The sequence below is a fragment of the Sharpea azabuensis DSM 18934 genome (assembly GCF_000702165.1).
Classification (GTDB): Bacteria; Bacillota_I; Bacilli_A; order Erysipelotrichales; family Coprobacillaceae; genus Sharpea; species Sharpea azabuensis.
Genome location: NZ_JNKU01000006.1, coordinates 1 through 24562, shown reverse-complemented (window position 1 = coordinate 24562; position 24562 = coordinate 1). Strand labels below are relative to the sequence as shown.

At 37.5% G+C, this 24562-nt stretch carries 31 protein-coding genes and 1 riboswitch; of the genes, 15 read left to right on the top strand and 16 right to left on the bottom strand.

Annotated features, from left to right (window positions below; translation table 11 throughout):
- Positions 1 to 63: 63 nt before the first annotated feature.
- Positions 64 to 1395: an MATE family efflux transporter gene (locus T529_RS0102575; protein ID WP_033162061.1), complete on the bottom strand. Its 1332-nt coding sequence runs from the start codon at positions 1393 to 1395 to the stop codon at positions 64 to 66.
- Positions 1396 to 1522: 127 nt separating this feature from the next.
- Here T529_RS0102575 and T529_RS0102570 point away from each other — a divergent pair, with 127 nt between their 5' ends.
- The 4 genes from T529_RS0102570 (at position 1523) to T529_RS0102555 (ending at position 3862) form a co-directional block, all read left to right on the top strand.
- Positions 1523 to 1984 carry an Lrp/AsnC family transcriptional regulator gene (locus tag T529_RS0102570; protein ID WP_238560772.1) on the top strand — a complete coding sequence of 154 codons (462 nt, stop codon included), beginning with the start codon at positions 1523 to 1525 and terminating at the stop codon, positions 1982 to 1984.
- Positions 1985 to 2059: 75 nt separating this feature from the next.
- Positions 2060 to 2659, top strand: a complete 600-nt coding sequence (locus tag T529_RS0102565) for a PTS sugar transporter subunit IIB (RefSeq protein ID WP_033162060.1) — start codon at positions 2060 to 2062, stop codon at positions 2657 to 2659.
- 1 nt (position 2660) lies between these two features.
- Entirely contained in the window at positions 2661 to 3239 is a 579-nt protein-coding gene (locus T529_RS0102560) for a maltose acetyltransferase domain-containing protein (protein WP_033162059.1), read from the top strand.
- Positions 3236 to 3862 carry a phosphatase PAP2 family protein gene (locus T529_RS0102555; protein WP_051646808.1) on the top strand — a complete coding sequence of 209 codons (627 nt, stop codon included), beginning with the start codon at positions 3236 to 3238 and terminating at the stop codon, positions 3860 to 3862. The genes T529_RS0102560 and T529_RS0102555 overlap by 4 nt, the downstream gene beginning before the upstream one ends.
- 11 nt (positions 3863 to 3873) lie before the next feature.
- On the opposite strand, the gene chbG is transcribed toward T529_RS0102555, so the two are convergent.
- Positions 3874 to 4605 (bottom strand): chitin disaccharide deacetylase, encoded by a 732-nt coding sequence (chbG, locus tag T529_RS0102550; protein WP_033162058.1) that lies wholly within the window; start codon positions 4603 to 4605, stop codon positions 3874 to 3876.
- Between the two features lie 85 nt (positions 4606 to 4690).
- On the opposite strand from chbG, the gene T529_RS0102545 reads away from it, so the two are divergent.
- From T529_RS0102545 to T529_RS13025, 5 genes are read left to right on the top strand one after another with little or no spacing between them, the layout of a single operon-like run.
- Entirely contained in the window at positions 4691 to 5287 is a 597-nt protein-coding gene (locus T529_RS0102545; RefSeq protein ID WP_033162057.1) for an XTP/dITP diphosphatase, read from the top strand.
- Positions 5287 to 5811 (top strand): tRNA (cytidine(34)-2'-O)-methyltransferase, encoded by a 525-nt coding sequence (locus tag T529_RS0102540; RefSeq protein ID WP_033162056.1) that lies wholly within the window; start codon positions 5287 to 5289, stop codon positions 5809 to 5811. Before T529_RS0102545 ends, T529_RS0102540 begins: the two co-directional genes overlap by 1 nt.
- Positions 5812 to 5845: 34 nt before the next feature.
- Positions 5846 to 6508 (top strand): TIGR01906 family membrane protein, encoded by a 663-nt coding sequence (locus T529_RS0102535; protein WP_033162055.1) that lies wholly within the window; start codon positions 5846 to 5848, stop codon positions 6506 to 6508.
- A 28-nt stretch (positions 6509 to 6536) separates the two neighbouring features.
- Positions 6537 to 7406, top strand: a complete 870-nt coding sequence (gene aroE / locus T529_RS13030; protein ID WP_033162054.1) for a shikimate dehydrogenase — start codon at positions 6537 to 6539, stop codon at positions 7404 to 7406.
- A 9-nt stretch (positions 7407 to 7415) separates the two neighbouring features.
- Positions 7416 to 8117: a TIGR00266 family protein gene (locus T529_RS13025; RefSeq protein ID WP_033162053.1), complete on the top strand. Its 702-nt coding sequence runs from the start codon at positions 7416 to 7418 to the stop codon at positions 8115 to 8117.
- Positions 8118 to 8169: 52 nt separating this feature from the next.
- Here the strand turns inward: T529_RS13025 and T529_RS0102520 are convergent, their stop codons facing one another.
- The 7 genes from T529_RS0102520 to T529_RS0102490 all read right to left on the bottom strand — a co-directional run bounded on the left by T529_RS0102520 (position 8170) and on the right by T529_RS0102490 (position 12246).
- Positions 8170 to 8934 (bottom strand): DUF3169 family protein, encoded by a 765-nt coding sequence (locus T529_RS0102520; RefSeq protein ID WP_033162052.1) that lies wholly within the window; start codon positions 8932 to 8934, stop codon positions 8170 to 8172.
- Positions 8921 to 9139 (bottom strand): helix-turn-helix transcriptional regulator, encoded by a 219-nt coding sequence (locus T529_RS0102515; RefSeq protein ID WP_033162051.1) that lies wholly within the window; start codon positions 9137 to 9139, stop codon positions 8921 to 8923. Before T529_RS0102515 ends, T529_RS0102520 begins: the two co-directional genes overlap by 14 nt.
- 114 nt (positions 9140 to 9253) lie before the next feature.
- The gene (locus T529_RS0102510; RefSeq protein ID WP_033162050.1) at positions 9254 to 9856 is read right to left on the bottom strand and encodes an HAD family hydrolase; all 603 of its coding nucleotides are present in this window, start codon (positions 9854 to 9856) and stop codon (positions 9254 to 9256) included.
- Between the two features lie 36 nt (positions 9857 to 9892).
- Complete coding sequence (locus T529_RS0102505) at positions 9893 to 10492, bottom strand: HAD family hydrolase (RefSeq protein WP_033162049.1); 600 nt, start codon at positions 10490 to 10492, stop codon at positions 9893 to 9895.
- 1 nt (position 10493) lies between these two features.
- Entirely contained in the window at positions 10494 to 11012 is a 519-nt protein-coding gene (locus T529_RS0102500) for a folate family ECF transporter S component (RefSeq protein ID WP_033162048.1), read from the bottom strand.
- A gap of 60 nt (positions 11013 to 11072) precedes the next feature.
- A riboswitch (THF riboswitch) is annotated at positions 11073 to 11170 on the bottom strand.
- 74 nt (positions 11171 to 11244) lie between these two features.
- Positions 11245 to 11829 (bottom strand): rubrerythrin, encoded by a 585-nt coding sequence (gene rbr, locus T529_RS0102495; RefSeq protein ID WP_033162047.1) that lies wholly within the window; start codon positions 11827 to 11829, stop codon positions 11245 to 11247.
- Positions 11830 to 11844: 15 nt separating this feature from the next.
- Positions 11845 to 12246: a Fur family transcriptional regulator gene (locus tag T529_RS0102490; protein WP_033162046.1), complete on the bottom strand. Its 402-nt coding sequence runs from the start codon at positions 12244 to 12246 to the stop codon at positions 11845 to 11847.
- A gap of 157 nt (positions 12247 to 12403) precedes the next feature.
- Here T529_RS0102490 and hflX point away from each other — a divergent pair, with 157 nt between their 5' ends.
- On the top strand, positions 12404 to 13627 hold the full coding sequence (gene hflX, locus T529_RS0102485; RefSeq protein WP_033162045.1) for a GTPase HflX: 1224 nt from the start codon (positions 12404 to 12406) through the stop codon (positions 13625 to 13627).
- Here the strand turns inward: hflX and T529_RS0102480 are convergent.
- Positions 13624 to 14226 carry a hypothetical protein gene (locus T529_RS0102480; protein WP_033162044.1) on the bottom strand — a complete coding sequence of 201 codons (603 nt, stop codon included), beginning with the start codon at positions 14224 to 14226 and terminating at the stop codon, positions 13624 to 13626. The genes hflX and T529_RS0102480 overlap by 4 nt on opposite strands.
- A gap of 158 nt (positions 14227 to 14384) precedes the next feature.
- On the opposite strand from T529_RS0102480, the gene T529_RS0102475 reads away from it, so the two are divergent.
- The gene (locus T529_RS0102475) at positions 14385 to 15200 is read left to right on the top strand and encodes a metallophosphoesterase (protein ID WP_033162043.1); all 816 of its coding nucleotides are present in this window, start codon (positions 14385 to 14387) and stop codon (positions 15198 to 15200) included.
- A gap of 47 nt (positions 15201 to 15247) precedes the next feature.
- On the opposite strand, the gene groL is transcribed toward T529_RS0102475, so the two are convergent.
- A complete protein-coding gene (groL, locus tag T529_RS0102470) occupies positions 15248 to 16867 on the bottom strand; it encodes a chaperonin GroEL (protein ID WP_033162042.1) in 1620 nt (539 codons plus the stop codon).
- Positions 16868 to 16878: 11 nt separating this feature from the next.
- Complete coding sequence (locus tag T529_RS0102465) at positions 16879 to 17139, bottom strand: co-chaperone GroES (RefSeq protein WP_033162041.1); 261 nt, start codon at positions 17137 to 17139, stop codon at positions 16879 to 16881.
- 160 nt (positions 17140 to 17299) lie between these two features.
- On the opposite strand from T529_RS0102465, the gene T529_RS0102460 reads away from it, so the two are divergent.
- Positions 17300 to 18220, top strand: coding sequence for a 3-hydroxyacyl-CoA dehydrogenase family protein (locus tag T529_RS0102460; RefSeq protein ID WP_033162040.1), 921 nt, complete (start codon positions 17300 to 17302; stop codon positions 18218 to 18220).
- A 159-nt stretch (positions 18221 to 18379) separates the two neighbouring features.
- On the opposite strand, the gene T529_RS0102455 is transcribed toward T529_RS0102460, so the two are convergent.
- The 4 genes from T529_RS0102455 to T529_RS0102440 form a co-directional block, all read right to left on the bottom strand.
- On the bottom strand, positions 18380 to 19396 hold the full coding sequence (locus T529_RS0102455; RefSeq protein WP_033162039.1) for a lysylphosphatidylglycerol synthase transmembrane domain-containing protein: 1017 nt from the start codon (positions 19394 to 19396) through the stop codon (positions 18380 to 18382).
- A gap of 45 nt (positions 19397 to 19441) precedes the next feature.
- Positions 19442 to 20245, bottom strand: coding sequence for a metallophosphoesterase (locus tag T529_RS0102450; protein WP_033162038.1), 804 nt, complete (start codon positions 20243 to 20245; stop codon positions 19442 to 19444).
- The gene (gene rnjA, locus T529_RS0102445; RefSeq protein ID WP_081823039.1) at positions 20245 to 21993 is read right to left on the bottom strand and encodes a ribonuclease J1; all 1749 of its coding nucleotides are present in this window, start codon (positions 21991 to 21993) and stop codon (positions 20245 to 20247) included. The genes T529_RS0102450 and rnjA overlap by 1 nt, the downstream gene beginning before the upstream one ends.
- Before the next feature lie 92 nt (positions 21994 to 22085).
- Positions 22086 to 22967 carry a DegV family protein gene (locus tag T529_RS0102440; RefSeq protein ID WP_033162036.1) on the bottom strand — a complete coding sequence of 294 codons (882 nt, stop codon included), beginning with the start codon at positions 22965 to 22967 and terminating at the stop codon, positions 22086 to 22088.
- Positions 22968 to 23094: 127 nt separating this feature from the next.
- Between T529_RS0102440 and T529_RS0102435 the strand changes: the two genes are divergently transcribed.
- The 3 genes from T529_RS0102435 to T529_RS12710 all read left to right on the top strand — a co-directional run.
- A complete protein-coding gene (locus T529_RS0102435) occupies positions 23095 to 23910 on the top strand; it encodes a mechanosensitive ion channel family protein (RefSeq protein ID WP_033162035.1) in 816 nt (271 codons plus the stop codon).
- Entirely contained in the window at positions 23907 to 24215 is a 309-nt protein-coding gene (locus T529_RS0102430) for a thioredoxin family protein (protein WP_033162034.1), read from the top strand. The genes T529_RS0102435 and T529_RS0102430 overlap by 4 nt, the downstream gene beginning before the upstream one ends.
- A 196-nt stretch (positions 24216 to 24411) precedes the next feature.
- A partial coding sequence (locus T529_RS12710; RefSeq protein WP_202962259.1) for a transposase occupies positions 24412 to 24562 on the top strand: 151 nt, incomplete at its 3' end.

Genomic DNA, 24562 nt, shown 5'->3' with positions numbered 1-24562 from the left:
TCACCTAGCGCTAAGTATAGCACAAATGACATAAGGTATCTTTAAAAACGCTAAAAAAGCAGGCTATTCTTTCATGAGAACTGAGCGATGCTTAAAGTAATAGTAGAATCCAAATGCATCAGCGATAAACCAGCCAATTGGAATAGAAATCCAAACACCTGTTTCATGAAAGAAAGGTGCAAGGCTGTAAGCAAGGACAACACGTAAGCCTAGGGAAATAATAGTTAAAACTAGGGACATGAGGGGCTGATTCATGGAACGATATAGCCCATAAAGTAAGAAGAGAATCCCAATGCTAACATAAAAAGCACCTTCAATACGTAAATAATGGACGCCTGAGAGGATGACTTCTATCTCCTCACTCTTGACAAATACCATCATCAGATGCTTCGCAAAAAGGCAAACAAAAAGAGAAGCCACAAGAGAAAAGGCGGTACTTAAAAGACAAGCTATTTTTATGCCGTCTCTTAAGCGCTCTTTCTTTCCTGCTCCATAGTTTTGGGCAACGAAGGTTGAAAAGGCATTGCCAAAATCCTGGACGGGTAAATAGGCAAAAGTATCAATCTTAACACCGGCCCCAAATCCAGCCATCGTCACAGCCCCAAAGCTATTGACAAGACGTTGAATGAGAAGAATGCCAAAATTCATACAAGATTGTTGGAGGCAGGTAAGAAGAGAGAATTTGGTGATGCTTTTTAGGATGGCCTTGTCATAATAAAAATGTTCTCTTGTCGGCAAGAGTGACTTGCATTTTGTCAGTACATAAAATGTAATGCCTATCGCACTGAGATATTGGGCAATGACTGTCGCAATCGCTGCTCCTGCAATACCCATTTGAAAGACAATCACAAATAGGCTATCAAGAAGGATGTTGGTGATGGCGGAAAAAGCTAAGAAGTAGAGCGGGATGGTTGAATTGCCAACAGCACGTAAAAGAGAGGCAAAGAAATTATAAAAGGCCACAGCAACCATTCCACTTAAAATCCACATTAAGTATGTTTTCAAATCCGGCACGATGACTGTAGGGACATTGAGGAAAGTGAGAATGGGATGGATCAATAGATATGAGAGGACTGTCAAAGTCAAAGCCACACCAATCACTAAGAAGAAGGCATGCACAATTGCTGTTTTAAGAGCATGATCATTTTTGGCTCCATAATAGATGGAAAACAATGATCCAATGCCCATTGATAAACCAATAAAAATAGAAGTCAAGAAGACCATCAGGGCATAAGCCGAACCAACTGCACCAAGGGCATGAACACCAATAAACTGTCCAACAATAAGTGTATCGGTGATGTTATAGATTTGTTGGAGGAGGTTGCCGGCAATCATTGGCAGGGCAAATAAAATGAGATTCTTTGGGATGGATCCTTCAGTCAGTTTATAATACATAATCATTCACCTTGTTATATCATGATTAATATATGAAATATATAACTTAATAATGTTACAAATTATAATCTAGTAGTTTCATATTGTCATGTCAAGTGAGTGATGATACATTATATGGGGTGATGAAATGATGTTTTTAGAAGGCTTAAATGACATTGATCAAAAGATTATCGCATTATTAATTGAGAATGCGCGCTATACTTATTCACAAATTGCAGAAAAGCTAGGTCTTTCAAGAGTCGCAATTAAGAATCATATTGATGAATTAGAGAAAAAAGGAGTTATTGAAGGTTATACAACTATACTTAATCCTCAAAAGATGAGTGATGCGATTTCGCTTTATTTTGATATTGAGACAAGACCCGAGTCTTTTAGGGAGGTTGTTGAGATATTGAATAGTCAGGATCATATCACACAGCTTTATCGTACAACGGGAGACTATCATCTTCATGTTCATGCCTTATTAAGCAGTCAGGATGAAATGGATAGCTTCTTACATAATGTGATGGATCAACTTCCTGGCATTAAACATATGACGACAAATGTCATTCTAACACGCATTAAGGATATAAAAGGATTAAGGCTTTAAAGCAATTTCCTCTTATGATCTGTGTGTTGAAAAAATGTTAAAATCATCTTAAGATAGAGATAAGAGGGTAAGAATATGGATTTATTTAAGGAAAATAGGGCGGTATTTCACTTGTGGGCGAGTATGCATGCAAGTGATTATGAAGGTGTAACAGTAAAACAAAAGGATCATGAAACATTGATCTTCATGTATGAAGATAAGTCAGCGACACTTATTATGCGGGAAAATGGCATGCATGAAGAATGGGTGAATGATCGTTATGGGGATATGCATTTCTATCTTCATTATGAATTTAAGCACTATCCTCTTGCCGTCTCCTTTTATCGTGCCATGATGAAGGAATTGACAAGAAAGGGGACTGTACATAAAGAGAGAGTTTTGCTTTGTTGCAGTGGCGGCATGACAACGAGTTATTTCAAGATGAAGATGAATAACTATCTGGCTTTATCCCATGCACCTTATTCCATTGATGCTGCAGCACTATGTGATGTACCGGCCATTGCCCATAATTATGATCTTATTCTTGTTGCCCCACAAATACGCTATGCCACAGACAAGCTTAGAGAAACAATAAAGGATGTACCTATTGATACCATTCCAACGGATATCTTTGCGACATATGACTGTGCTAAGCTCTATAATCGTATTCAAGATCTCTATAATAAGGACAAATAATATGACGGAAAAAGAAAAAATGTTGAAGGGGGAAGTCTATCAACCCTGGAATGAAGAACTCATAGATGAAAGAGATGATTGCACAACAGCACTTATTGCGTATAATAGTACAAGTCCCCGTGATCGTGCTTATCTTGATGAAAAAATCAAGAGTCTTATTCATGCCTCAGGGGAGTTGATGATCGAGCAGCCTTTTCAATGTGTTTATGGCTATAATATTGAAGTGGGTTATAACTTCTATGCGAAAAAGAATCTTTCTATTGAAGATACAAATAAAGTTATTATTGGTAATCAGGTGACTATTGGTGCCAATGTCACGATTCTCACAAGTATAACCCCTTATAATGAACAAGATCGTAGTCTTGGTTATGAAAGAAGCATGCCAGTCTTTATTCATGATCATGTGTATATTGGTGGTGGCAGTGTCATCTGTCCTAATGTCAGAATAAATCAAGGTGCTTACATTATTCCAGGATCAGTTGTCACTAATGATATTCCTCCCTATGTTATTGCCGGAGGAAATCCTTGTAAGATCATCAGGGCTATTGAAGCAAAAGATGTCAGGAGAAATGAAAAATGATGAATTTTATACATGCATTTGATTATTCTTTGTTGCAGTTTTATCACAACTTAGCTGTTTCTACAAATAATGCCGTAACACCATTCTTTAGATTAGTGAGTTATTTCTTTGATGTTGAGAAAGGCTTGCCACTTCTCGCTATCGCAATCATATTATTATTCTTTAAGAAGACAAGAAAAGTGGGGCTTGTGATGGTTGTTTCGATGGCTATTGGTTTTATTGTTGGAAATGTATTTTTAAAGAACTATATTGGTAGATATAGACCATTTCAATCAGGTCATCCTGAATATATAAGCTGGTGGAAGTATGTTGGAAGTGTACATGTTGGCGAGTATTCGTTCCCTAGTGGACATGCAACAGCTACCATGGCTGCAATGACAGCTATCTTTTTGACTTGTAATAAAAAATATAGCTGGCTAGGATTTATCTTTGTCATTGTTATGGGTATGTCTCGTAATTATCTTATGGTTCATTATCCTAGTGATGTTATTGGTGGTATGCTTGTTGGCTTTTTCTCAGCAATAGTTGGTTATTCACTCACAATCTTACTCAAGCATTATGTGATGAGTCATTTGGATCATCGCTGGTGTCAAAAGGTTTATTATTCTGGTTTATTTGAATAAAAATGCGAAGCTTAGTGCTTCGCTATTTTTGTATAGTTTGTAATGGCTATATGATGTTCATTGAGAAAGGCTTTTGTTTCTGAATCCATCCAGAAATCAAGTTCCACTTTTCTTTCCACACTATAAGAAGAAATCCTACAAAGTTCTTCATCTACAAAAGCAGGATGGGTCATGATTTCAATGTTTTCTTCAGGCATAGTGATAATCTTTTTTAATGTCTCGATGTTGGCATTGGAAGCATGGAAGTCAGTAAAACATTGCACAAAGGGCTGATCTGTCAAGGTTCTTTTGTCCTGCCTTATTGGTAAGTTGTATTCTTGAGATAGCTTTCTTGTGACATCAAGGAAACGAGGCATGAGATGAATATGATGATGGCTATCGAAATGATCGGGCTTGCGACCTGTGAGTTTGATAAAAGTATCAATCTGTGCTTTCCATTCCTGATAGACTTCGTCAATATCACAATCAATGCCATGAAGATAGGTGTTACGTTTTCTAAAACTCCCATCCCTGTCTCTAAAGCTTTGTCCAGCAGTTAATGGATGACCGGATGTGATACAAAGATGAACACCAATCCCTAAATCATCTACGCCTTCAAGTAGAGCTAAGCTTTTCTCGATATCAGGACATGTCATCATGACTGTTGTTGAAGAAATAAGGCCTTTTTTATGACCTTCCAGGATGCCTTGATTACATCCATGTGTTAAACCAAAATCATCCGCATTAATAATTAACTTTTTCATTTTATCACCACCACCATTATACTAAAGATTCTTTCTTTTCGTGAATATTATTGTATAATAGATGCAAAGTTGAGGAAAAAAAGATATGAAAGAGATTATTGTCGCAAGTGGTAATCAAGGAAAAATCAAAGAAATTAAAGCCATGCTTGAACCTTTAGATATCCATGTCTTAAGCATGAAGGATGTCTTAGGGGATGATGTAGATATTGAAGAAAATGGTACAACATTTGAAGAGAATGCCATTATTAAAGCTGAAAGCATTATGAAACAAGTGCAACGTCCTGTTTTAGCCGATGACTCAGGTTTAGAAGTTGATTATTTAAATAAAGAACCAGGCATCTATAGTGCAAGATGGATGGGGCATGATACAAGCTATGATATAAAGAATCAGGCAATTATTGATAAGCTAGCGGGAGTTGAAGGGGAAAAACGTAGCTGTCGTTTCGTTTGTGCCATGGCATTAGCTATACCTGATCAAGAGACAAAAGTCTTTAAAGAAACATTTGAAGGTCTTGTCAATGATCATATTGCCGGAGAGAATGGTTTTGGCTATGATCCTATCTTCTATTTCCCACCATTAAAGAAAACAAGTGCTGAAATGACAATGGAAGAGAAGAATCAGTATTCTCATCGTGCCAAAGCACTAAGAGATCTTTATCGTTATTTGGAGGAGAATAAGTAATGAATCATATCGTATTAATCCATCCAGCTATTCCTCAGAATACTGGTAATATCATGCGTACTTGTGTGGCAACCAACACACATCTACATATTATTAAGCCAATGGGATTCTCATTGGATGATAAACATATGAAAAGAGCTGGCCTAGATTATATCAAGGACTTAAAACTTACAATTTATGAAGATTGGGAAGACTTTGAATTTAAGAATCCAGGACATTATCATTTCTATACACGTTATTCCAATCAAACCTATTCAGAAGCTAACTATACAGAAGAAGGAGATCATTATCTCTTGTTTGGTCATGAACATGATGGCATTCCTCATGATATTCTTCGTGCGCACTTAGAGGAATGTGTACGTATTCCAATGTATGCAGATAGCCGTTCACTCAATCTCTCAAATACCGTCGCTATTGGTATTTATGAATGCTTAAGACAGCAGGATTTCCCTGACTTAGTACGTCATGAAGTCCAGAAGGGTGAACATTTCTTAACTGAAGAAAGTGATACAAAGCGTTATTAAGCATGGATTTTCCATGCTTTTTTTGGAGACTTATATGTTTTTTCAACTTAGTACCAAAAAAGAAAAACTCATCACCCTTCTCTTAGCATTCTGGATAATTGCCTTAGCAATCATTCTTACCACCTTCCTATCCCCCATCCTCTATAACCAACAAGTCAATTCCTTTCATTTACCAGAGCTTGTCAATATGTCATCAACACAGATTAAAGAGAATTATACCAATATCATTCACTATTTATCACTATTGACCCATACATCAATGCAAGTTTCCAGCAAACTCATTACAAGCGAGGCAACGCGTATTCATTTTGCGGATGTAAAGAAAGTTCTAGGAGTCATTCAGATCTATTTTCTTCTCTCCACACTTCTATTAATTCCTCTTATTCATACAACTCTTAAAGAGAAAAGGCATATGTTTCTAAAAACAACACCGATTGTCTTGATTGTGATTATTGGTATTGTGGGAAGTTTTATGGCGATTAACTTTGATGGGGCATTTACACTTATGCATCAGCTGATATTTCGTAATAACTACTGGCTGATTGATCCACGTATTGATCCTATTATTTCTATATTTCCTGAAACATTCTTTTTAGAACTTGGTATTATTCTATTAGGGTTGATTGCATTAATGATTGTTTTGATGATCGTGTTGGATAAATATTTGAAGAAATATTATCTTGAAAAAGAAAAATAAGCTATACTGAATAAAAAGGAGAAAAACTATGGGTAGAGAACTAGCAATTACGGGGCATACTGAACTTATTGGTTTAGTGGCTACCCCAATTAGACATTCCATGTCACCACAAATGCATAATGCGGCTTTTGATGCATTGGGATTGGATTATGTTTATTTGGTCTTTGAAGTCGGCAAAGAAGAATTGAAAGATACTGTAGCTGGCTTAAGAGCTATGAAAGTAAGAGGCTGGAATGTTTCCATGCCTAATAAAGGTGATATTGGTCAGTACTTAGATCATGTCTCCCTTGTTTCAGAATTATGTGGAGCTATTAATACGGTTGTCAATGATAATGGTGTCCTCACAGGAACATCAACAGATGGCACAGGATTCGTTTGTGCTTTAAGCGAAAACGGCTTAGATATCAAAGGTAAGAAGCTTGTCTTGCTTGGTGCAGGAGGTGCTGCTGCTGCCATCATGGCTCAGTGTGCTATTGATGGGGCAAAAGAAATTGTCGTTTTCAACAAGAAAGACAGTTTCTATGCGAAAGCACAGGAACGCTTAAAACTGATCGAAGAAAAGACGGGTGTAGAAATGCATCTCTATGATATTGATGACAAAGCATTATTAAAACAAGAAATTGATAGTGCTGATGTTCTTGCGAATGCAACAAGTGTGGGCATGGTTCCACATCAAGATAGCTGTCTTGTTGAAGAATCAGACTTACATGAAGGACTTTATGTCTTTGATTGTGTCTATAATCCTAAAGATACATTATTATTACAACGTGCTAAGAAGGTAGGTGCTATTCCAGTTAGTGGTGTCTATATGCTTCTTTATCAGGGAGCAGAAAGCTTTAAGCTCTGGACAGGCAAAGAAATGCCTATTGAAGTTGCACGTAAAGCCATTGGCTTATAGGAGGCAGATATGAAATATAGAATAAATGGCGATTCAGATTGCCCCTTGGCAGAAGTGACACTCGCAAAAGGGGAAAAGATAAAAATCGAACGTGGGGCAATGGCCTATATGTCCAATGTCGAAATCGTTGGGAAAATGAATGCGAACAGAAAAGGTCTTGGTGGCGTTCTCAGTGCCATTGGTCGCAGCCTGACAAGTGGCGAAAGTATGTTTATCACTCAGGCACAGGGCTTAACTGATGGCAGCAGTATTGGTATTGCTCCAGCAATACCAGGTGCAATCTGTAAGCTGGAAGTTGGAACGAAGCAGTATCGCTTGAATACCGGTGCCTTTCTAGCATCCGATGACAGTGTGAATTATGTCATGAAGAGCCAGAATTTGGGCAAGGCTTTCTTTGGTGGAACCGGTGGTCTTTATGTCATGGAAACAGAAGGATATGGCGATATCTTAGTCAATGCCTTTGGTGCTTTGGTTGAACTCGCAGTAACGCCTGATACACCGCTTACTGTTGATAATGAACATGTTGTTGCCTGGGATGCAAATCTAGATTACAATATTGAAATTGCGTCTGGTACTTTTGGCTTTACAACGGGAGAAGGCTTGGTGAATACATTCCATGGCAATGGAAAAGTATTGATTCAAACCCGTAATCTTCATAGCCTTGCGGAAGCTTTAAGCCCATTTTTACCGGATAAATCAAGTGGAAACTAGGATAAAAAAGGGAATGTCTGAGGACATTCCTTTTTGCTTTGATGGGATAAGTTTAATCTAGTTTTCTCCCTGTCTGATTATACTTTCTTCCTTCAAGAGCGTAGGTACTCATGTTTACAAGGATGATTATGGCAATAAAGAGAGTAGGCAATAAACCTGCTGATGTGAGAAGACAAAGCAGAGTAGAAGCAATTAAGAGAATAACACATGCGAAGTTAGTAGAAATATAAGCTTTGTAGGCACATTTGCCTATAAGAATCTTCTCCGCCTCATCACTTTCTTCTAGCCATTTCTTCTGGAAGTTTAAATCAAAGACAGATACTGTTTTCTCGCTTGCGCCAATCTTTGAAAGATCAATAGCTTTTTGTTGGAAAAGAATTGTTTCAAATAAGATGAAAAAGAAGAATACTTCTGCCACAATAGTAAGAATGCGATCTAGTTGAAAATGATATGCATAAAGACATGCGAGAAATACAACGCTGAGGATGATACCGATTTGTGTGCATAAGAGAATACTGTTTATTTTTGCTTCAGCACGATTTATGATTTCATCATCTTCTTGATCCCAGGAATCATAAAGGGCTTTCGCTTGTTTATATAATGTAAGACAAAAAACAAGAATGACAATAGCATCAATGATCATTAACCAAGGAACAATATAATAACCAAATACATAAGCTGCATTTGCCGATGCTTTCATAAATATTTGTCTATCAAGCTGCCCAATTAGGGCACCAATAAAACCACCAATGACACCAGCAATAAGTAATGTTAATAAGAATTTTGGTAAAGCTTTTCTGTTTTCACTTCTTTTCATTTCCTTCTTCCTCCAAATAAAAGATATCCTCGACCTTAGCGTCACAAATTTTGGCAATTGTAAGGGCAAGAGTTACGGATGGAGAATAATCCCCACGTTCAATAAGACTGATTGTTTGTCTTGATACACCGCACTTTTTTCCCATTTCCTGCTGATTACAGGAAAGGATGGCACGATATTCTTTGAGACGATTCCTGAGTACCACTATTCCACCTCCTGACAACTTTCTATTGCATTTTGACAACTATCTTTGTCAAAATGATCATATCATTGACAACTATCTTTGTCAATATGCAAATGATATTTGTCAATAAAAAGACTATAGGAAAATACCCATAGTCTTAAGTACGGCAATTAAGTTTTGCTGCTCTTTTCTTACAATACCTTCCATCCCAAGTTTTCTTGCAGTTTCAATATTAGCAGGACTGTCATCGATAAAGAGACAATTGGAAGGGGTGAGGTTATAGCGCTTGAAAAGAATATGATAGATGGCAGGATCGGGCTTGAGGCAGTGTTCTTCTCCAGAGAGAACAGCTCCTGAAAAGAGGGAAAATATCTCGTGGTAATCATGAGTTCTTTTGTGGAAGAGGTCCTGGTGAATATTGGAAAGAATATAGAATTTATAGCCTGCTTTTTTTAAGGCTTTAATTGCCTTAACTGTATCATCTATAGGTTGAAGCATTTCTTCTTCAAAGTGATCAAAGATGAAATTAATGGCTTTGATGTCATTGGGGTGATGCTTAAGTATGAGAGCTCGTACTTCATTGACATTTGCATTTCCCAAATCCAACATTTTCCATTCATCACTTAAAAAGACAATCTTCTTTAATCTCTCTTCATTTCCTGCAAAATATTTCTTTAAAAAGACATCTGGATTCCAATTTAAGAGGACACCACCAATATCAAATATGATTTCTTTCATAGTCTAAACTCCTTTTTATAAGTATAACACAAATGGCTATAGGTCAATGCCCATAGCCTTTAATATTTGTGTTAAATTTTGTTGGGGAAGACTCAGTAAAGTCTGCATACCAAGTCTTTGTGCAGTTTGGATATTGGCTAAGTTATCATCAATAAGAAGACCATTTGATGGTTCTAGGTGAAACTGATGAAAGAACTTCAAATAGATTGATTGATCTGGCTTAAGTTCATGAACACCACCTGATAAAGTGACACCATCAAAGAGTGAAAAGATATCAGGATGTTGTTGATATCTTTTGTGATAACGCTCTTGATTGAGATTGGAAAGGAGATAGAGCTTATAGCCTTTCTTTTTTAGAGCTTTGACAGTTTTGATGGAATCATCGATGGGTTGCATCATTTCTTCTTGAAAATGATCAAAGATAAAGTGGATAGCTTCTTGATCTTGAACATATCGTTCACTCAGTAATATTTCCACTTCTTGTAAACTTAATTCCCCTAAATCTAGACGTTTCCATTCTTCACCCAAGAAAATCATATGCTTCAATCTCATGACATCGTCAGGAAAGTATTTGGCTAGAAAGCAATCTGGATTCCATGAAAAGAGTACATTGCCAATATCGAATACAAAATACATTTTAGGCTCTGACTTTCTTGATCAGTGAACGTTCACCAATTGCTTTAAGAACTAAGCTCACTAAAGCTGTATTGATTGGTAACATGATGATTTCTTTGAAAAGTCTTGCGCTCACAGCAACCATGAAGGCTTTGCCATAAAGCATTGATAACCATAATGAGTTCAACAACAAGTTGACAACAAGTACAATAATTAACTGTGCAATAAAGACACGTTTAATGCTGAATTCATGATGATGTAAGATCAAACCATAAATCACACCGCTAATAATAGCTGAAATCGTAAAGCCTGGGAAGAAAGGTCCTGTTGGAGCAATGATATAACCACCTACATCAGCCAACAAGCCAACCATCCCACCGATAGCAGGACCAAAAAGATAACCAGCAATGGCTAATGGTAATGTTGTAAATCTGATTTCAATAAGTGGAGAGAGTGGAATCTTAAAATAAGATAGAATAATGGATACGGCTGCCAACATTGCTGTTATGGCTAAAATTCTAGTGTTCTTTAATTTAGACATAAATATACCTCCTTTGCAGTATCTTCCTTTTTACTACATCGGAGGTCATCTCACGTGTGTAGCAGCGGGATGCGACAAAGAAACCGCAAGAACAACTTTTCGTCCCGATGACAACTCCCCGTTCATCGAGCACTTAACGCCTCTTTGTCTACTCTGCATTTGTCTTTTCTAGATAATAATGCATGTGTTCAAAAATTGCAATAAAAAAGACGGGAAATTCCCGTCTGTTGGATTAGTCAAAGAACTTGTATTCTTCGAAGTAAGCCTGTGGATGTGCACATGCAGGACATGCCTTTGGAGCTTCTTCAGCTTCAACAACATAACCGCAGTTATTACATTTCCATAATACTTTATGATCTTTCTTGAATACAGTACCGTCTTCAATTCTAGCTAATAACTTTAAATAACGATCTTCATGCATCTTTTCAGCACGAGCGATTGCACGTAAGATAGCTGCAATTTCAGGGAATCCTTCTTCTTCAGCAATCTTAGCATAGCTAGGATACATATCAGACCATTCTTCATTTTCACCAGCTGCTGCTGATTTTAAGTTTTCAGTTGTTGTACCAAGCATAACAGGGAAGCTACCTTCAACAGCGATTGTTTCGCCTTTGAAACCACCAGCAACTAATAACTTCATTAATCTTTTAGCATGTTCTTTTTCCTGGTTAGCAGTTTCTTCGAAGATTTTCTGTACTTCTACGAAACCATCCTTCTTAGCCTGAGATGCAAAGTAAGTATATCTCATTCTTGCCTGAGACTCACCTGCAAATGCATGCATTAAATTACCAGCTGTTTTTGTTCCTTTTAAATCCATAATGTTTTCCTCCTCTTATGATTTACACACACACTCATCACAAATACCTCGAAAGACAAGCTCTGCAGAATGAACAATAAGCTTGTTTTTTGTCGCAAGATCATTTTCGAGTTGTTTAAGGTCATTTGTATCTACGTTGATATCAATAATCTTGCCACAGCTTTCACAGATAAAGTGCGAATGAGGGGTGATATCACCATCAAAATGAACTTTATCGTCACCTAAATCAAGCTTCTTGATCATGCCATCTTCCGCAAGAAGATTTAAGTTACGATAAACAGTTCCTAGTGAAATATTAGGTAAAACTTCTTGGGTTTTGCCATAAATCACTTCAGCAGTTGGATGTGTATGATCAGCACACAGTATGTCATAGATGACAGTACGCTGTTTCGTCATACGTCTTCTTACTAAGCTCATGTTCTTTCTCCTTATTAGTAATGATTACGAATAAAGTATAGCTCTTATTTCCTGAAAAGTCAATACTATTGAGAATTATTCCTAATAAATATCATAATCTTTTCATCTTCTTCAAAATCAAGTAAAATAATAGGAGTGAAAGAGAAATGAGGATTTTATGAAAAAAGCGATATTGGTTGCCTTAGATTATAAAGATGAAGATGACTTTGCAATGAGCCTTAGTGAACTGAAAGGCTTATGTAAAGCTTGTGATATTGAATATACGAAAGTCATTGTCCAAAGCATTACACCGACTAAGCCCTATTATATGGGAAAGGGGAAAGTCAATGAAGTGAAGCGCATGATTGATGACGAAGAAATGGTTATTGTCGGCGAAGAACTGACCCCGCTACAAGTACGTAATCTTACTGAAGAATTCGGTCTTGAAGTGACAGATCGAACTGATCTTATTCTTCGTATCTTCGCTTCAAGAGCGAAGACAAAAGAAGCCAAATTACAGGTCGAGATTGCGCGTTTGAATTATGAGCTTCCTCGCCTAGCAGGCATGCATGAAGGCATTTATAGCCAGCAGGGTGGTAGTGGCTTTAGAGGAGCAGGGGAAACACAGCTCGAAATTGACCGCCGCCGTATTCATCACCAGATTGCCACTGCAAAAAAGGAACTTGCTCGACTCAAGAAAGAAAGACAAATTCAAAGACAAAGACGTATGCGTAATCAGGAAGAGGTTGTATGTCTTGTTGGTTATACAAACTCTGGGAAATCATCTTTGATGAATCTCTATACGCAAAAGAAAGTCAGTGCTCAGGATATGCTTTTTGCGACTCTTGAAACTTCGACAAGAAGAATACGTTTAGCTGATAAGAAATATATTCTCTTGTCGGATACAGTTGGCTTTAGTTCTCATTTGCCTCATCATCTAATTGAAGCCTTTCTTTCTACGCTTGAAGAAGTGAAAGAAGCGGATCTTATCTTGATGGTTATTGACTGTAGTGCAAAATATGTCCAAAAACAAATTGATGTTACTCTTGATACATTACAACAGCTTGGTGTCGATCGTACACCTATTCTCTATGTCTATAATAAAGAAGATTTACCCCATGATGATTTGCTGGTAACACGTGATCCCCATGTCTTTATTTCTGTAAAAAATGAAACGCATATTGAAGAGATGGAAGAAGAAATCTTACGCTTACTTGCCCAAGATGAAGAACGTGTCGCCATGGTCATTCCTTATAATGAAGGAGAAGTCTACAACACCCTTAAACAACGTGTTCATATTATTGAAGAAAGCTTTCCTGAAGATGGTATTCACTTGATTGTTGAAGTGACAAGCTATTATAAGAATAAATATGCCAAGTATATTAAGATGCCAGAAAATTAGCTCTGGTGTCTTATTTTTTCTTTGATTTGTGTTAACATGGAAAGAGAATCATGGGTGGCATAAATGAGAGGTGATATCATATAAGTAGGTGTTGAAGTATTCAGGAAGGCTGGATAGTCCTCTTTGAGCTGAGGAGCGAGATAGAGAGCTGTATAGCGCTTGGTATTCTGACGCGCCTGTTCAAGATCGAGAGCTTCGATGACAATGGGACTCTCTTCATATTTTAAGACTTCTTGCAAGATCTGGACAAAAGGTGCGGCAGAAAGACCATCTTGAGAGACTATGCCAATATGAATATTCTGTGAAGTGAACATATTCATGAAGGCATAACGAAAGTCACGAAAGAGTGATGTAAACTGAGCGAGGTTATTAAAACGGTAATGAAGGTAGAAGAGTGTCTTGTCATTTCTTGTAATCTGTTCTTCAATAATATGATTATGCCATAATGTAATACATCCTTTTAAATCATCAATTTCATAAATGACTCTTCGACAATATGTCTTACAAGACGTAGAGATCTTGACTTGTTCATGACTAAACTGCGATTGCAGATAGATAAAGATAAAATCAAGATAAAGATTTCGATAAAATTCATCCATAACCTCACCCGCCTTATATTCATTGTAACATAATTTGGTTATTTTGTGAAAGAGCTTACATTGCATAGGCATCAAACGAATTTTAGGAAAAGTGTTATTTCATTTTCGATAGAGAGAGGGAATATGTTAGAATGAAAAGGAATGGAGGCGAAGTAGGCATGAACAAGAAATATGTCATTTCAGATTTACATGGTCAGTTTGTGTTACTGCAGCTTCTTTTAGAAAAAATAAATTTTGATGATAGTGATGAATTATATGTATTAGGGGATATCATGGATCGTGGTCCTAATAGTATCGATATTTATTATTTTATTAAGAGTATGGATAATATACATATGATTAAGGGAAATCATGAAATCATGATGCGTACATCCCTCATGCAGTCACTTAAATATAATGACTTAGATGATGAGCGTAATAATGCTTACCGTCTATGGAAACAAAATGGGGGATATCGTACTGTTGATAGTATTCGTGAATATCTGCAAAAAGACTGTATTACCTATTCAGAATATTATGATCATCGTAAACAATTCATTAAAGAATTGATAGGATTTATTGATAGCTTACCGGATTATATTGAGATGGACTATCAGGGCAAACACTATGTCCTTGTACATGCCGGAGTCGATCCAGACAAACCCTTGGTCAAAGATACGGATCCAGAATTATTAGCCTGGATTAGGGAATATTTCTATATGTCCCCATGTAATCCTGATTATACTTATATTTTTGGTCATACACCATTATGTTTTATCAATATGGATGGTTCCTTTAATATCTGGCATGATCCGGATTATGGCAATAAGATTGGCATTGATGGAGGACTCGCTGTAGCCGATAAAGGACAGCTCAATTGTCTTTGCCTGACAACAGGGGAGGAAATTGTCATTCCTTATCGTGAAGGCCAGCAGGAAGCTATTGAAAAACGTGTTCAAGAGGAAGAAGAGCGTTTACATATTTATAGAAAATAAAAAGGAGAATCTCTATTGAGATTCTCTCTTTAGTTATGTGTTATTTTTTAGTACATGCCACCTGGTGCAGGCATTGCAGGTACTGGTTCATCCTTCTTAGGAAGTTCAGCTACACCAGCTTCAGTTGTGATGAAGAGGGCAGAGATAGATGAAGCGTTCAATAAGGCACTTCTTGTAACCTTAGTTGGATCGATGATACCTGCTTCAAACATATTAACCCACGTACCATGCTTTGCATCAAAGCCAACATTCTTATCAGCTTTCTTCTGTTCATCAATGATATCTTCCTCATTGTAACCAGCATTTTCTGCAATCTGTGCTAATGGAGCAAATAATGCATCTAAGACAATGTTGATACCTTTCTGTACATCAACATTTTCATCCTTTAATTCACCCTTCAACTGCTTGTAGGCTTCAACTAAGGCAGCACCACCACCAATGACGATACCTTCTTCTACGGCAGCCTTTGTGGCATTCAAGGCATCTTCAATTCTTAATTTCTTTTCTTTTAATTCACTTTCAGTCATTGCACCAACTTTAATTGTAGCAACACCGTTAGATAATTTACCAATTCTTTCAGATAATTTCTTCTTATCATAATCACTCTTAGCTGAAGCAAGCTGATTCTTGATTTCAGTAATTCTAGCCTTAACAGCATCGCTTGTAGAATGACCAACTAATGTTGTATTATCTTTCTTCACAATGACTTTCTTGATTGTACCGAGATCTTCAAGAGTTAAGTCAGATAATTTCATATTTAAGTCCTTATTATAGAACTTAGCACCAGTCAAGACAGCGATATCTTCAAGATTATCCTTCTGGCTATCACCAAATCCTGGAGCCTTAGTCGCAACAACATTGAAAGTACCTCTTAATTTATTCAATACTAATGTTGAAATGACTTCATTTTCATAGTCTTCAGCAATCAATAATAATGGTTTGTTAGCCTGAACAACTTGTTCCAATACAGGCAGGATTTCCTGAAGGTTAGTGATTTTCTGGTTTGTGACTAAGATTAATGGATTATCCATTTCTACTTCCATCTTGTCTGTATCACTGACCATATAAGGTGATACATAACCCTTGTCATACTGCATACCTTCATTGACTTCTAATTCATCATCAAATGAGTTAGAGTTATCAACATTAATAACACCATCTCTGCCAACTTTTTCCATGGCATTGCTGATAAGCTGACCAATATGTTCATCACCACTAGAAATAGATGCAACAGCAGCGATATCATCACTTGTTTCAACCTTATGACTATTGTCAACTAAGACTTTTGCAACAGCTTTACCAGCTTTTTCAATACCTTCTCTAAGCAATACTGGGTTGCTGCCTTTATCAACAGCCTTCAAGCCATTATTAATCATATCTCTTGTAAGAATAGTAGCAGTTGTTGTACCATCACCAGCTACATCGTTTGTCTTATTGGCAGCTTCATAAACAAGCTTAGCACCCATATTTTCAAACTTATCTTCAAGTTCAATTTCTTTCGCAATGGAAACACCATCATTAGTGATCAATGGAGAACCATATGATTTTTCCAATACTACATTACGTCCTTTAGGACCTAAAGTGACACTGACTGCATCAGCCAATGTATTTACACCTTTCAACATTGCTTTTCTAGCATCATTGCCATAACGTACTTCTTTTGCCATAATTATGCCTCCTACTGAATTGATGCAAGAATATCTTCTTCATCAATTACAATGAAATCTTCATCATTAATTGTTACTTTAGTGCCTGAATAGTTCTTATAAACGACTTTGTCGCCTTCTTTAAGACCACTTTCACATTTAGGACCAACGGCTACAACAGTTGCCTGACTTGGAACTTCTTTTGATTCAGTTGTTAGAATAATACCGCTAGCAGTTTTCTGCTCAGCTTCCTCTTTCTTGAGTACTATATTTTTTGATAATGGTTTAAGCATATTCTCACTCCTTCTTAGCACTCTCTTATTTCAAATGCCAAGTATCATTATAACTATCTTTGGCACAATGTCAATAAGAGTGCTAAAAGTTTTCCTTCTTTTCCATCTTCCTTAACAACCCATTCATTCGTTCTATAATAAGGATATGGAGGTGTATATTATGTATCATTTATTATTTGCGGGCAGTGGTCTTATAGGCTGTGGGTTAGCAGCTAATGCCCTGAGTCATCATCAGGACGTCACACTTTATGATATAAGGGATGCTGATGAAGTTAAAGACAACCTGAAAGATGTTATCAATAAGCTTGTTGTAGCAGGTGTGATTGAGGAAGAAGAAAGTCATGTTTTATTAGAGAAAGCACACATTACGCACAACCTGGAAGCAGTGCTAGAAGGTAAGGATGCTGTTTTGGAATGCTTGCCAGAAAGACTTGATATCAAACAAGAATTCTACAAACGTGCCCAAAGCATAGAACCGGATATTCTCATTTTCTCATCAACATCAGCCTTGTTTCCTTCAAAGCTACAAAAAGATATGCCCCATCCAGAACATATCTTAGTTGGTCATCCATTCCACCCATCATACATGATTCCTTTGATCGAAATAGTAGGCGGGGAGGCTGTAAGTGAGGAAACAATTGATAAAGCGAAAGCAATCTATACAGCGATGGGTAAAAAGCCCATTGTCTGTCAGAAAGAAGTCAATGGCTATATTGTTCAGCGTGCTAACTGGGCGATGTTTAAAAGCTTGCTTTCAGCTGTTGAAGATGGTGTTGCTTCGGTTGAAGATATTGACACAGCCTTTGCATATGGTCCAGGCATGCGTGCAGCTATTCTTGGACAGCTTCTCGCTCTTGATTTAGGGGCAAAAGGTGGTTATGGTGCTATGGCACAAAAATATGGTGATTCGCTCAAGAGTGCAATGGGCATTGATCCATCTCTTCTTGATGACCTTGTAGAAGGGATTGCTTTAGAGAAAGTCCATCGTCCTCGTGAGCTTGGTCAGACGAATGAAGAAATTGAAGCTTTTCGCGATAAAGCAATAGCTATATTCTTAAAAGATATACTTCATTTCCATTAATGAAAAAGATATCCATTATTCATCACTTTTCTTGTGTTCTTCTTCTACATATTTTCAAATAATATTCATACATTAATTATACAATAAAAGGTGTCAAATAAGACTTAACACATACCTAGTGTGTATAAAAAAGCAAGAGCGACGTCTTGCTTTTTTTGATTATTTCCGTTTTGTGTCCTTCGCAATCATAAAGTTTGCCATACCAATAATCATGCCAAAATAGAATGAGAAGAAACGCCAGATAAACATGGAGCTTGAGGCATTGACCTGGCCTAAGAAGCCAAATAAGATCATATAACATCCTTCACTGCCACCACTTGCGCCAGGGATAGGCAAGAAGGTGTTGATCAGATTGATAATTGAGGCAAGGCCAAGGAAGGTGAAGAACTGGCTAGGTGCGACATGAATATGCAGGGCGAGACATGCATAGAAGGGTGTTGCGTAGATTAAGAAGAGCTTTAAAAAGTTACAGGCATTGACTTGCCAGAAGACTTTTTGATTTTTTAATAATACAACCATTTCATGTCTGAATTCTGAAAAGTAGTTTTCGATTTTAGCACTTGTTGCTTCATAGTTCTTTACAATATGAATTTTTGCGAGAAAGTTGATGATGGTATGAATGATGAAGTTCTGAAAACTTTTTGAGAGCCCACCGAGAATAAAGGCAGCTGTTACACTGACATTAATGAGAAAGCCAGTTGTCGCCATGCCAGTTACGGCTGCACCTTCGCTAATATAATAGGGGAGGTTGCCAAGCATGAGGATGGCTGAGATGGCCATGAGAGCTATCTGATAGCTAATAAAACACATCATGAGAATGCCAGAAGCAATCGTCGGGGGAATGCCTTGGTTATTGAAGACAAAGACCTGGGCGAACTGACCTCCTGAGGAACTTGGGGTAAGTCCATTAAAGAGGGTACCAGTTAAGGCATTAATAAAAGCTTGTTTAAAAGTGAAGTCTTTCTTGTAGTTGTGAGCTAATAGCCATAATGCTAGTCCATCCACAAGATAGTATCCGACCATAATGCCTATTAATACAACGAGCCAGATAGGACTTGCACTTGTTAAGGTATGGAGAACGCTCTTCACTTCGCCACCAACGGATAGGCGTAATGAGATATAACCAATCACCAACATGACAGCTATATCGATAATGTAAGATTTTTTACCTTTCAAACCAAACATCTCCTTTCGTTGATGCGAATAGGAGCCATTTTGCTCCTATGATTTGGTGAGGGTAAGCATCACGATTTCATTCTTTGCTAGAAACTTATAAGGGTGATCTGCCATTGTCGAAAGACCATTGCTGACATAGAGTATTGCATTCTTTTTTGTATAACGCCCGTGGTTATAAGTCTTGGCATGAGTAAGCTTTGTGGTTGCGCCAAGAAGTGGAAGATAGATGAATCCCCCTCCTGAATGACCAGCTAAATGATATTGTGATGTATCGCTGATGAAGGCAAACTGATCAGGATAGTGGGAGAAGCTGAGTGTATAGAGATCGCTTTTTTCAAGCGCTGCTGCTGCCTCAATGTTATAGCCAATAAGCCTGATTCTTGCTTCATTATAGTAAATTGTGCGGGCTTCATTATTAAGTGTTTCAAAGCCAGCTTCATTAAGAATCTGAACAACCTGACTGCTATTACTATTATCTTCTTCACCAAGCACTGCAAATTTGCCATGACTTGAATGAATACTGTTGAGAATCTGAGTCACTTTTTTATCTTCGAAGACTTTTCCTTCATAGAGATCACCACCAAATAGCACCATTTGATAACTTTGTTCATTAAGATCTTTGACGATACTTTCTAGACGGGTGATATCTTTTTTGCTTCTTAAATGTATATCGGAAAGATAGGCGATTTTGAAGTTCTGGAATTGCTGTGGAATAGTCTTATTTGTCACTTGAACATCTTGAATACGATAGGTTTTTGGTGAGATGACGATAGTATGTACGATAGTGATTGTGATGGCTAGAACAAGTAAAGTAAGCAGAGCAATACCAATATGACGACGAGTTTTCATTAGACTTTCTTATTCATGATGACAGGAATAATCATTGGATGTCTTCTTGTCTTTTGATGGAAGTAGGATGTAAGACTATCACGAACGATATTCTTGATAGAAGCAAAGGTTGTCTTGCCTTTGAGCTCTGCATTGAGTTTGCCTTGTACAATACGTTCTGCTTCACGGATCATCTCTGTGGAATCTTTCATATAGACAAAGCCACGACTCATAATAATAGGGCGATTGAGGAGTTTGCCTTCATGACTATCCATGGCAATTAAGACTGCTACCATACCATCTTCAGAAAGAATCTGACGATCATGAAGAACAGCTGTTGAAAGACCAGTTAAGTCATTGCCATCAACATAGATATCATCGGCATGGACACGTGGACCTGGGAAGACTTCATGATTACGTAAAATCAAGCTATCACCATTAGAAAGAATGAAGGCATGATCTTTTTCCCCACCAACTTGTTCATAAAGATTTTTATGGATCACAAGCATACGATATTCCCCATGAATTGGGAAGAAATAACGTGGTTTTGTGAGTAAGAACATCAGTTTCATTTCTTCTTGTGATGCATGTCCGGATGTATGCAAGTCACTGATGGCAGAATTTTCAAGCACGCGGGCACCGGCACGATAAAGCTTGTTGATGACACGGCTAACAGAAGCCTGGTTGCCTGGAATAGGATTGGATGAGAAGATGACTGTATCGCCTGGTTTGATCTTCACTTGACGATGTGTGCCATTCGCAATTCTACTTAAAGCAGCTAAAGCTTCACCCTGTGAACCAGTACAGATAATCATGATTTCGTTATCAGGTAAATGCTTGGCTTCTTCATTGGAAATAAAGAAACGATCTGGACATTTAATATAACCAAGCTTTCTTGAAATCATGATGTTGTTTTCCATTGAACGACCATAAACAAGAATCTTTCTGTTAAAACGTACAGCCGCATCTACAATCTGAGCAACACGATGCACGTTTGAAGCGAATGTCGCAACGATAATACGACCATCAGCTTTACGGAACTCTTGTTGGATGGTTGCTGATACTTTCTTTTCAGAAATAGAGAAGGCAGGTACTTCGGCATTCGTGCTATCAGCCATTAATAAATCAACACCTGTTTCCCCTAAGAAGCTCATCTTCTGGAAATCAGCAGCTCTTCCAACTGGTGTTAAATCAAATTTGAAGTCACCAGATTCAATAATACGTCCATTTGGTGTATTCACGACAATCCCAATGGATTCAGGAATAGAGTGGTTTGTATTGAAATAACCAACATTAAAATATTTTGTACGTAATGACCAGCCTGGATCAGCGATATCAATCTGAATAAGCTTAGTCGCATTTAAAAGACGATGCTCTTCAAGCTTTCTGCGAAGCATTGCACAGGCTAGTGGCGTAGCATAAATAAATGGGATAGGGACTAATTGAAGCAAGAAGGGAATCCCCCCGATATGGTCTTCATGCCCATGGGTAATAAATAAACCCTTGATTTTTTTACTGTTCTGTTTGAGATATGTGTAGTCTGGAATGACATAATCTACACCGGGTAAACCTTCTGAAGCGAACTTTACCCCTGCATCTATAATTATTAATTCATCACCATGTTCTACTACATACATGTTTTTTCCGATTTCATTTAACCCACCTAAGGCAAAAATACGTGTATCTATTTGTTTTCTAGGTGGTCTTTTCTTTGAAGTTCTTCTCTTATGGGAGTGACTTCTTGTGGCTTTCTTATTATCTTCAGCCATTATTTCACAACCTTTCATATTTAATTTTGGAAAATGTTTTTTCTATATGCATTCTATAATATTTTACGTCTTTATACAAATAAAAAGGTGAATTAGTATTCACCTTCTCCAATACTATCTGTTAGCTTTTTACAAGCAGCCAAGGCAAGTGAACCAGGACCGATATGACAGGCAACGGATAATGAGAGTGGATCCATCATCATCTTATGTCCTGGGAAAGCTTCCTCAACCTGTGCTTTAAAGTCAAGGGCATCTTCTTTATCATATGTATATGCCCCAGCGATACGATAATCACCAAAATGACGATTGACAATATCAGCCTTCACCTGATCAATCATCATTTTGCGGGCTTTTTTCATTGTTCGAGCTGTCGCAAACTTATCAAGCTTTTCTCCTTGAATAGAAAGAATCGGCTTAATCTTGAGTAAACCACCAAGTGCTGCCGCTGCTGGTGTTACACGTCCACCTTTCTTTAAATAATCAAGGGTAGGTACAGTAATATAGATTGTCGCATTCAGCTTATTTTCAAGTAATAAATCACGAATCTCTTGACCGCTCTTACCTTCCTTAGCTAAATAGAGGGCATCAAAGACATCCCATTTCTGAGTGACAGAGATACGTTGTGAATCTACTACAAAGACCTTCCCGGCATATTTCTCATCTTCGGCAAGCATCAAGGCTGTCTGACAGCTTCCTGAAAGACCTGATGACATAGGAATATGGACGATTTGATCATGGTCTTCTAAGGCCTGATTCCAATATTTTGTAATGTCGCCTACAGCAGGCTGGCTGGTAAAAATATCAGCCTGTTCATGAATAAGTTTTTTATAGAAATCTTCCTGAGAAAGATTTATGTCTTCTTCAAATTCTTCACCATTAATTGTGAAGGGCATAGGAATGACATAGACACCTAAATCCTTGGCTTCTCTTTGTGTAATACCAGAATTGCTGTCGGTCATGACTGCTACTTTCATAGTGTTGCCTCCTTTGTCGCTGATTTCATTTTATCGTAATTAGCGAATAATTCAACCTTTTTTCTACGTGACTAACTCTTTAAGTCTCCTCATCTTTCCTATATAATATGTCGCACAAGGAGGAGTTATGGAAATATTAGAAAAATTCTTGGATCGTTATGGCGATAATTTAGAGCGTTTAGTCTCAGCCCTTTTGATATTATTAATTGGATACTGGGTCTCTAAAGCCATCCGTAAAATCATCATGGCTTATATTGAAAGAAGCAATCACGATGAAATCGTCTTAAATTTCTTTCATACCATTATTAAAGTTGTCTTTACAATTATTATTATCTTAACAGCCCTATCAACCCTTGGCGTCGATATGACATCACTCGTTGCCATGTTTACAGCTGCAGCTGCTGCTATTGCTTTAGCTGTTAAAGAGACATTAAGTGAACTGATTGATGGAATTATGATTTTATTTGCGAAACCTTTTAGTAAAGGTGATCTAATTGAAGTCAGTGGGACGGTTGGAAAAGTACAGGAAATATCATTATTCTATACATACATGCTGACAGTGGAGAATGAGAAAATCATTATTCCTAACTCAACAGTTGCCCGCAATATCATCATCAACTACTCTTCATCCGATGCTCGTCGTATTGATTTAGATTTTGATGTAGCTTATGAGAGTGATATTGATGAAGTGAAAAGTATTATTTATATGGTGGCAAAGAATCACCCATTAACCCTGGATATTAAGCCAATGGTTGTGGTGAAGGAATATAAGGAAAGCTCAGTGACTTTTCTCTTAAGAGCTTGGGCCACACCGGAAAACTGGGAGAAGTGTAAATTCTCGATGCTTGAGGCAATCAAGAAAGCCTTGGATGAAAAAGGGATTGAAATTCCCTATCCACAACTTGATGTCCATATCAAAGATACGAAGGTGGATATTTCATGAACAAAGAAGCATTCAAGAAAAGTCTAGCAAATCAAGGTTATGTGCTTGTTGATTTCTATGCTTCATGGTGTGGGCCTTGCAAGACGATGGATAATGTACTTGATGAAGTGATCTCACAATTTGATGATCTTAGCCTGATCAAGATAGATGTCGACAAAGAAAGAAGACTGGCAATGGCCTATGGGGTGATGAGCTTACCAGCCATCATTCTCTTTCATCATGGTAATGCGCTTTATCAATTCATTGGCCTGACAAGTCGTGAAGAGATAGTTAAAAAAATAGAGGAACTGAAGAACAGGCAGTAGCTTGTTCTTTTTTTGATTGTAGTACAAGCGAAGCTTGTATCTAGTCTTTAGACAGTTGAGCGTACGTAGGACGTGAAACAATAAACCACCTGCTATGCAGGTGGATGGCAAGACAGTTATACAAAAACATCACCGTTCCTTCTATAATGGTAAGTGTTCAAGTTACCGCTAAAAAAGAAAGGAACGGTGATGTCTCATGGCTCATAAAGCCAATTCGCTATCGCATACAAAATGGTATTGCACATACCATATCGTATTCACACCAAAGTATAGACGAAAAGAAATATATGGTCAATATCGAAAAGACCTTAAGGAAATCATAAAGGAACTCTGCAGGTACAAAGGGG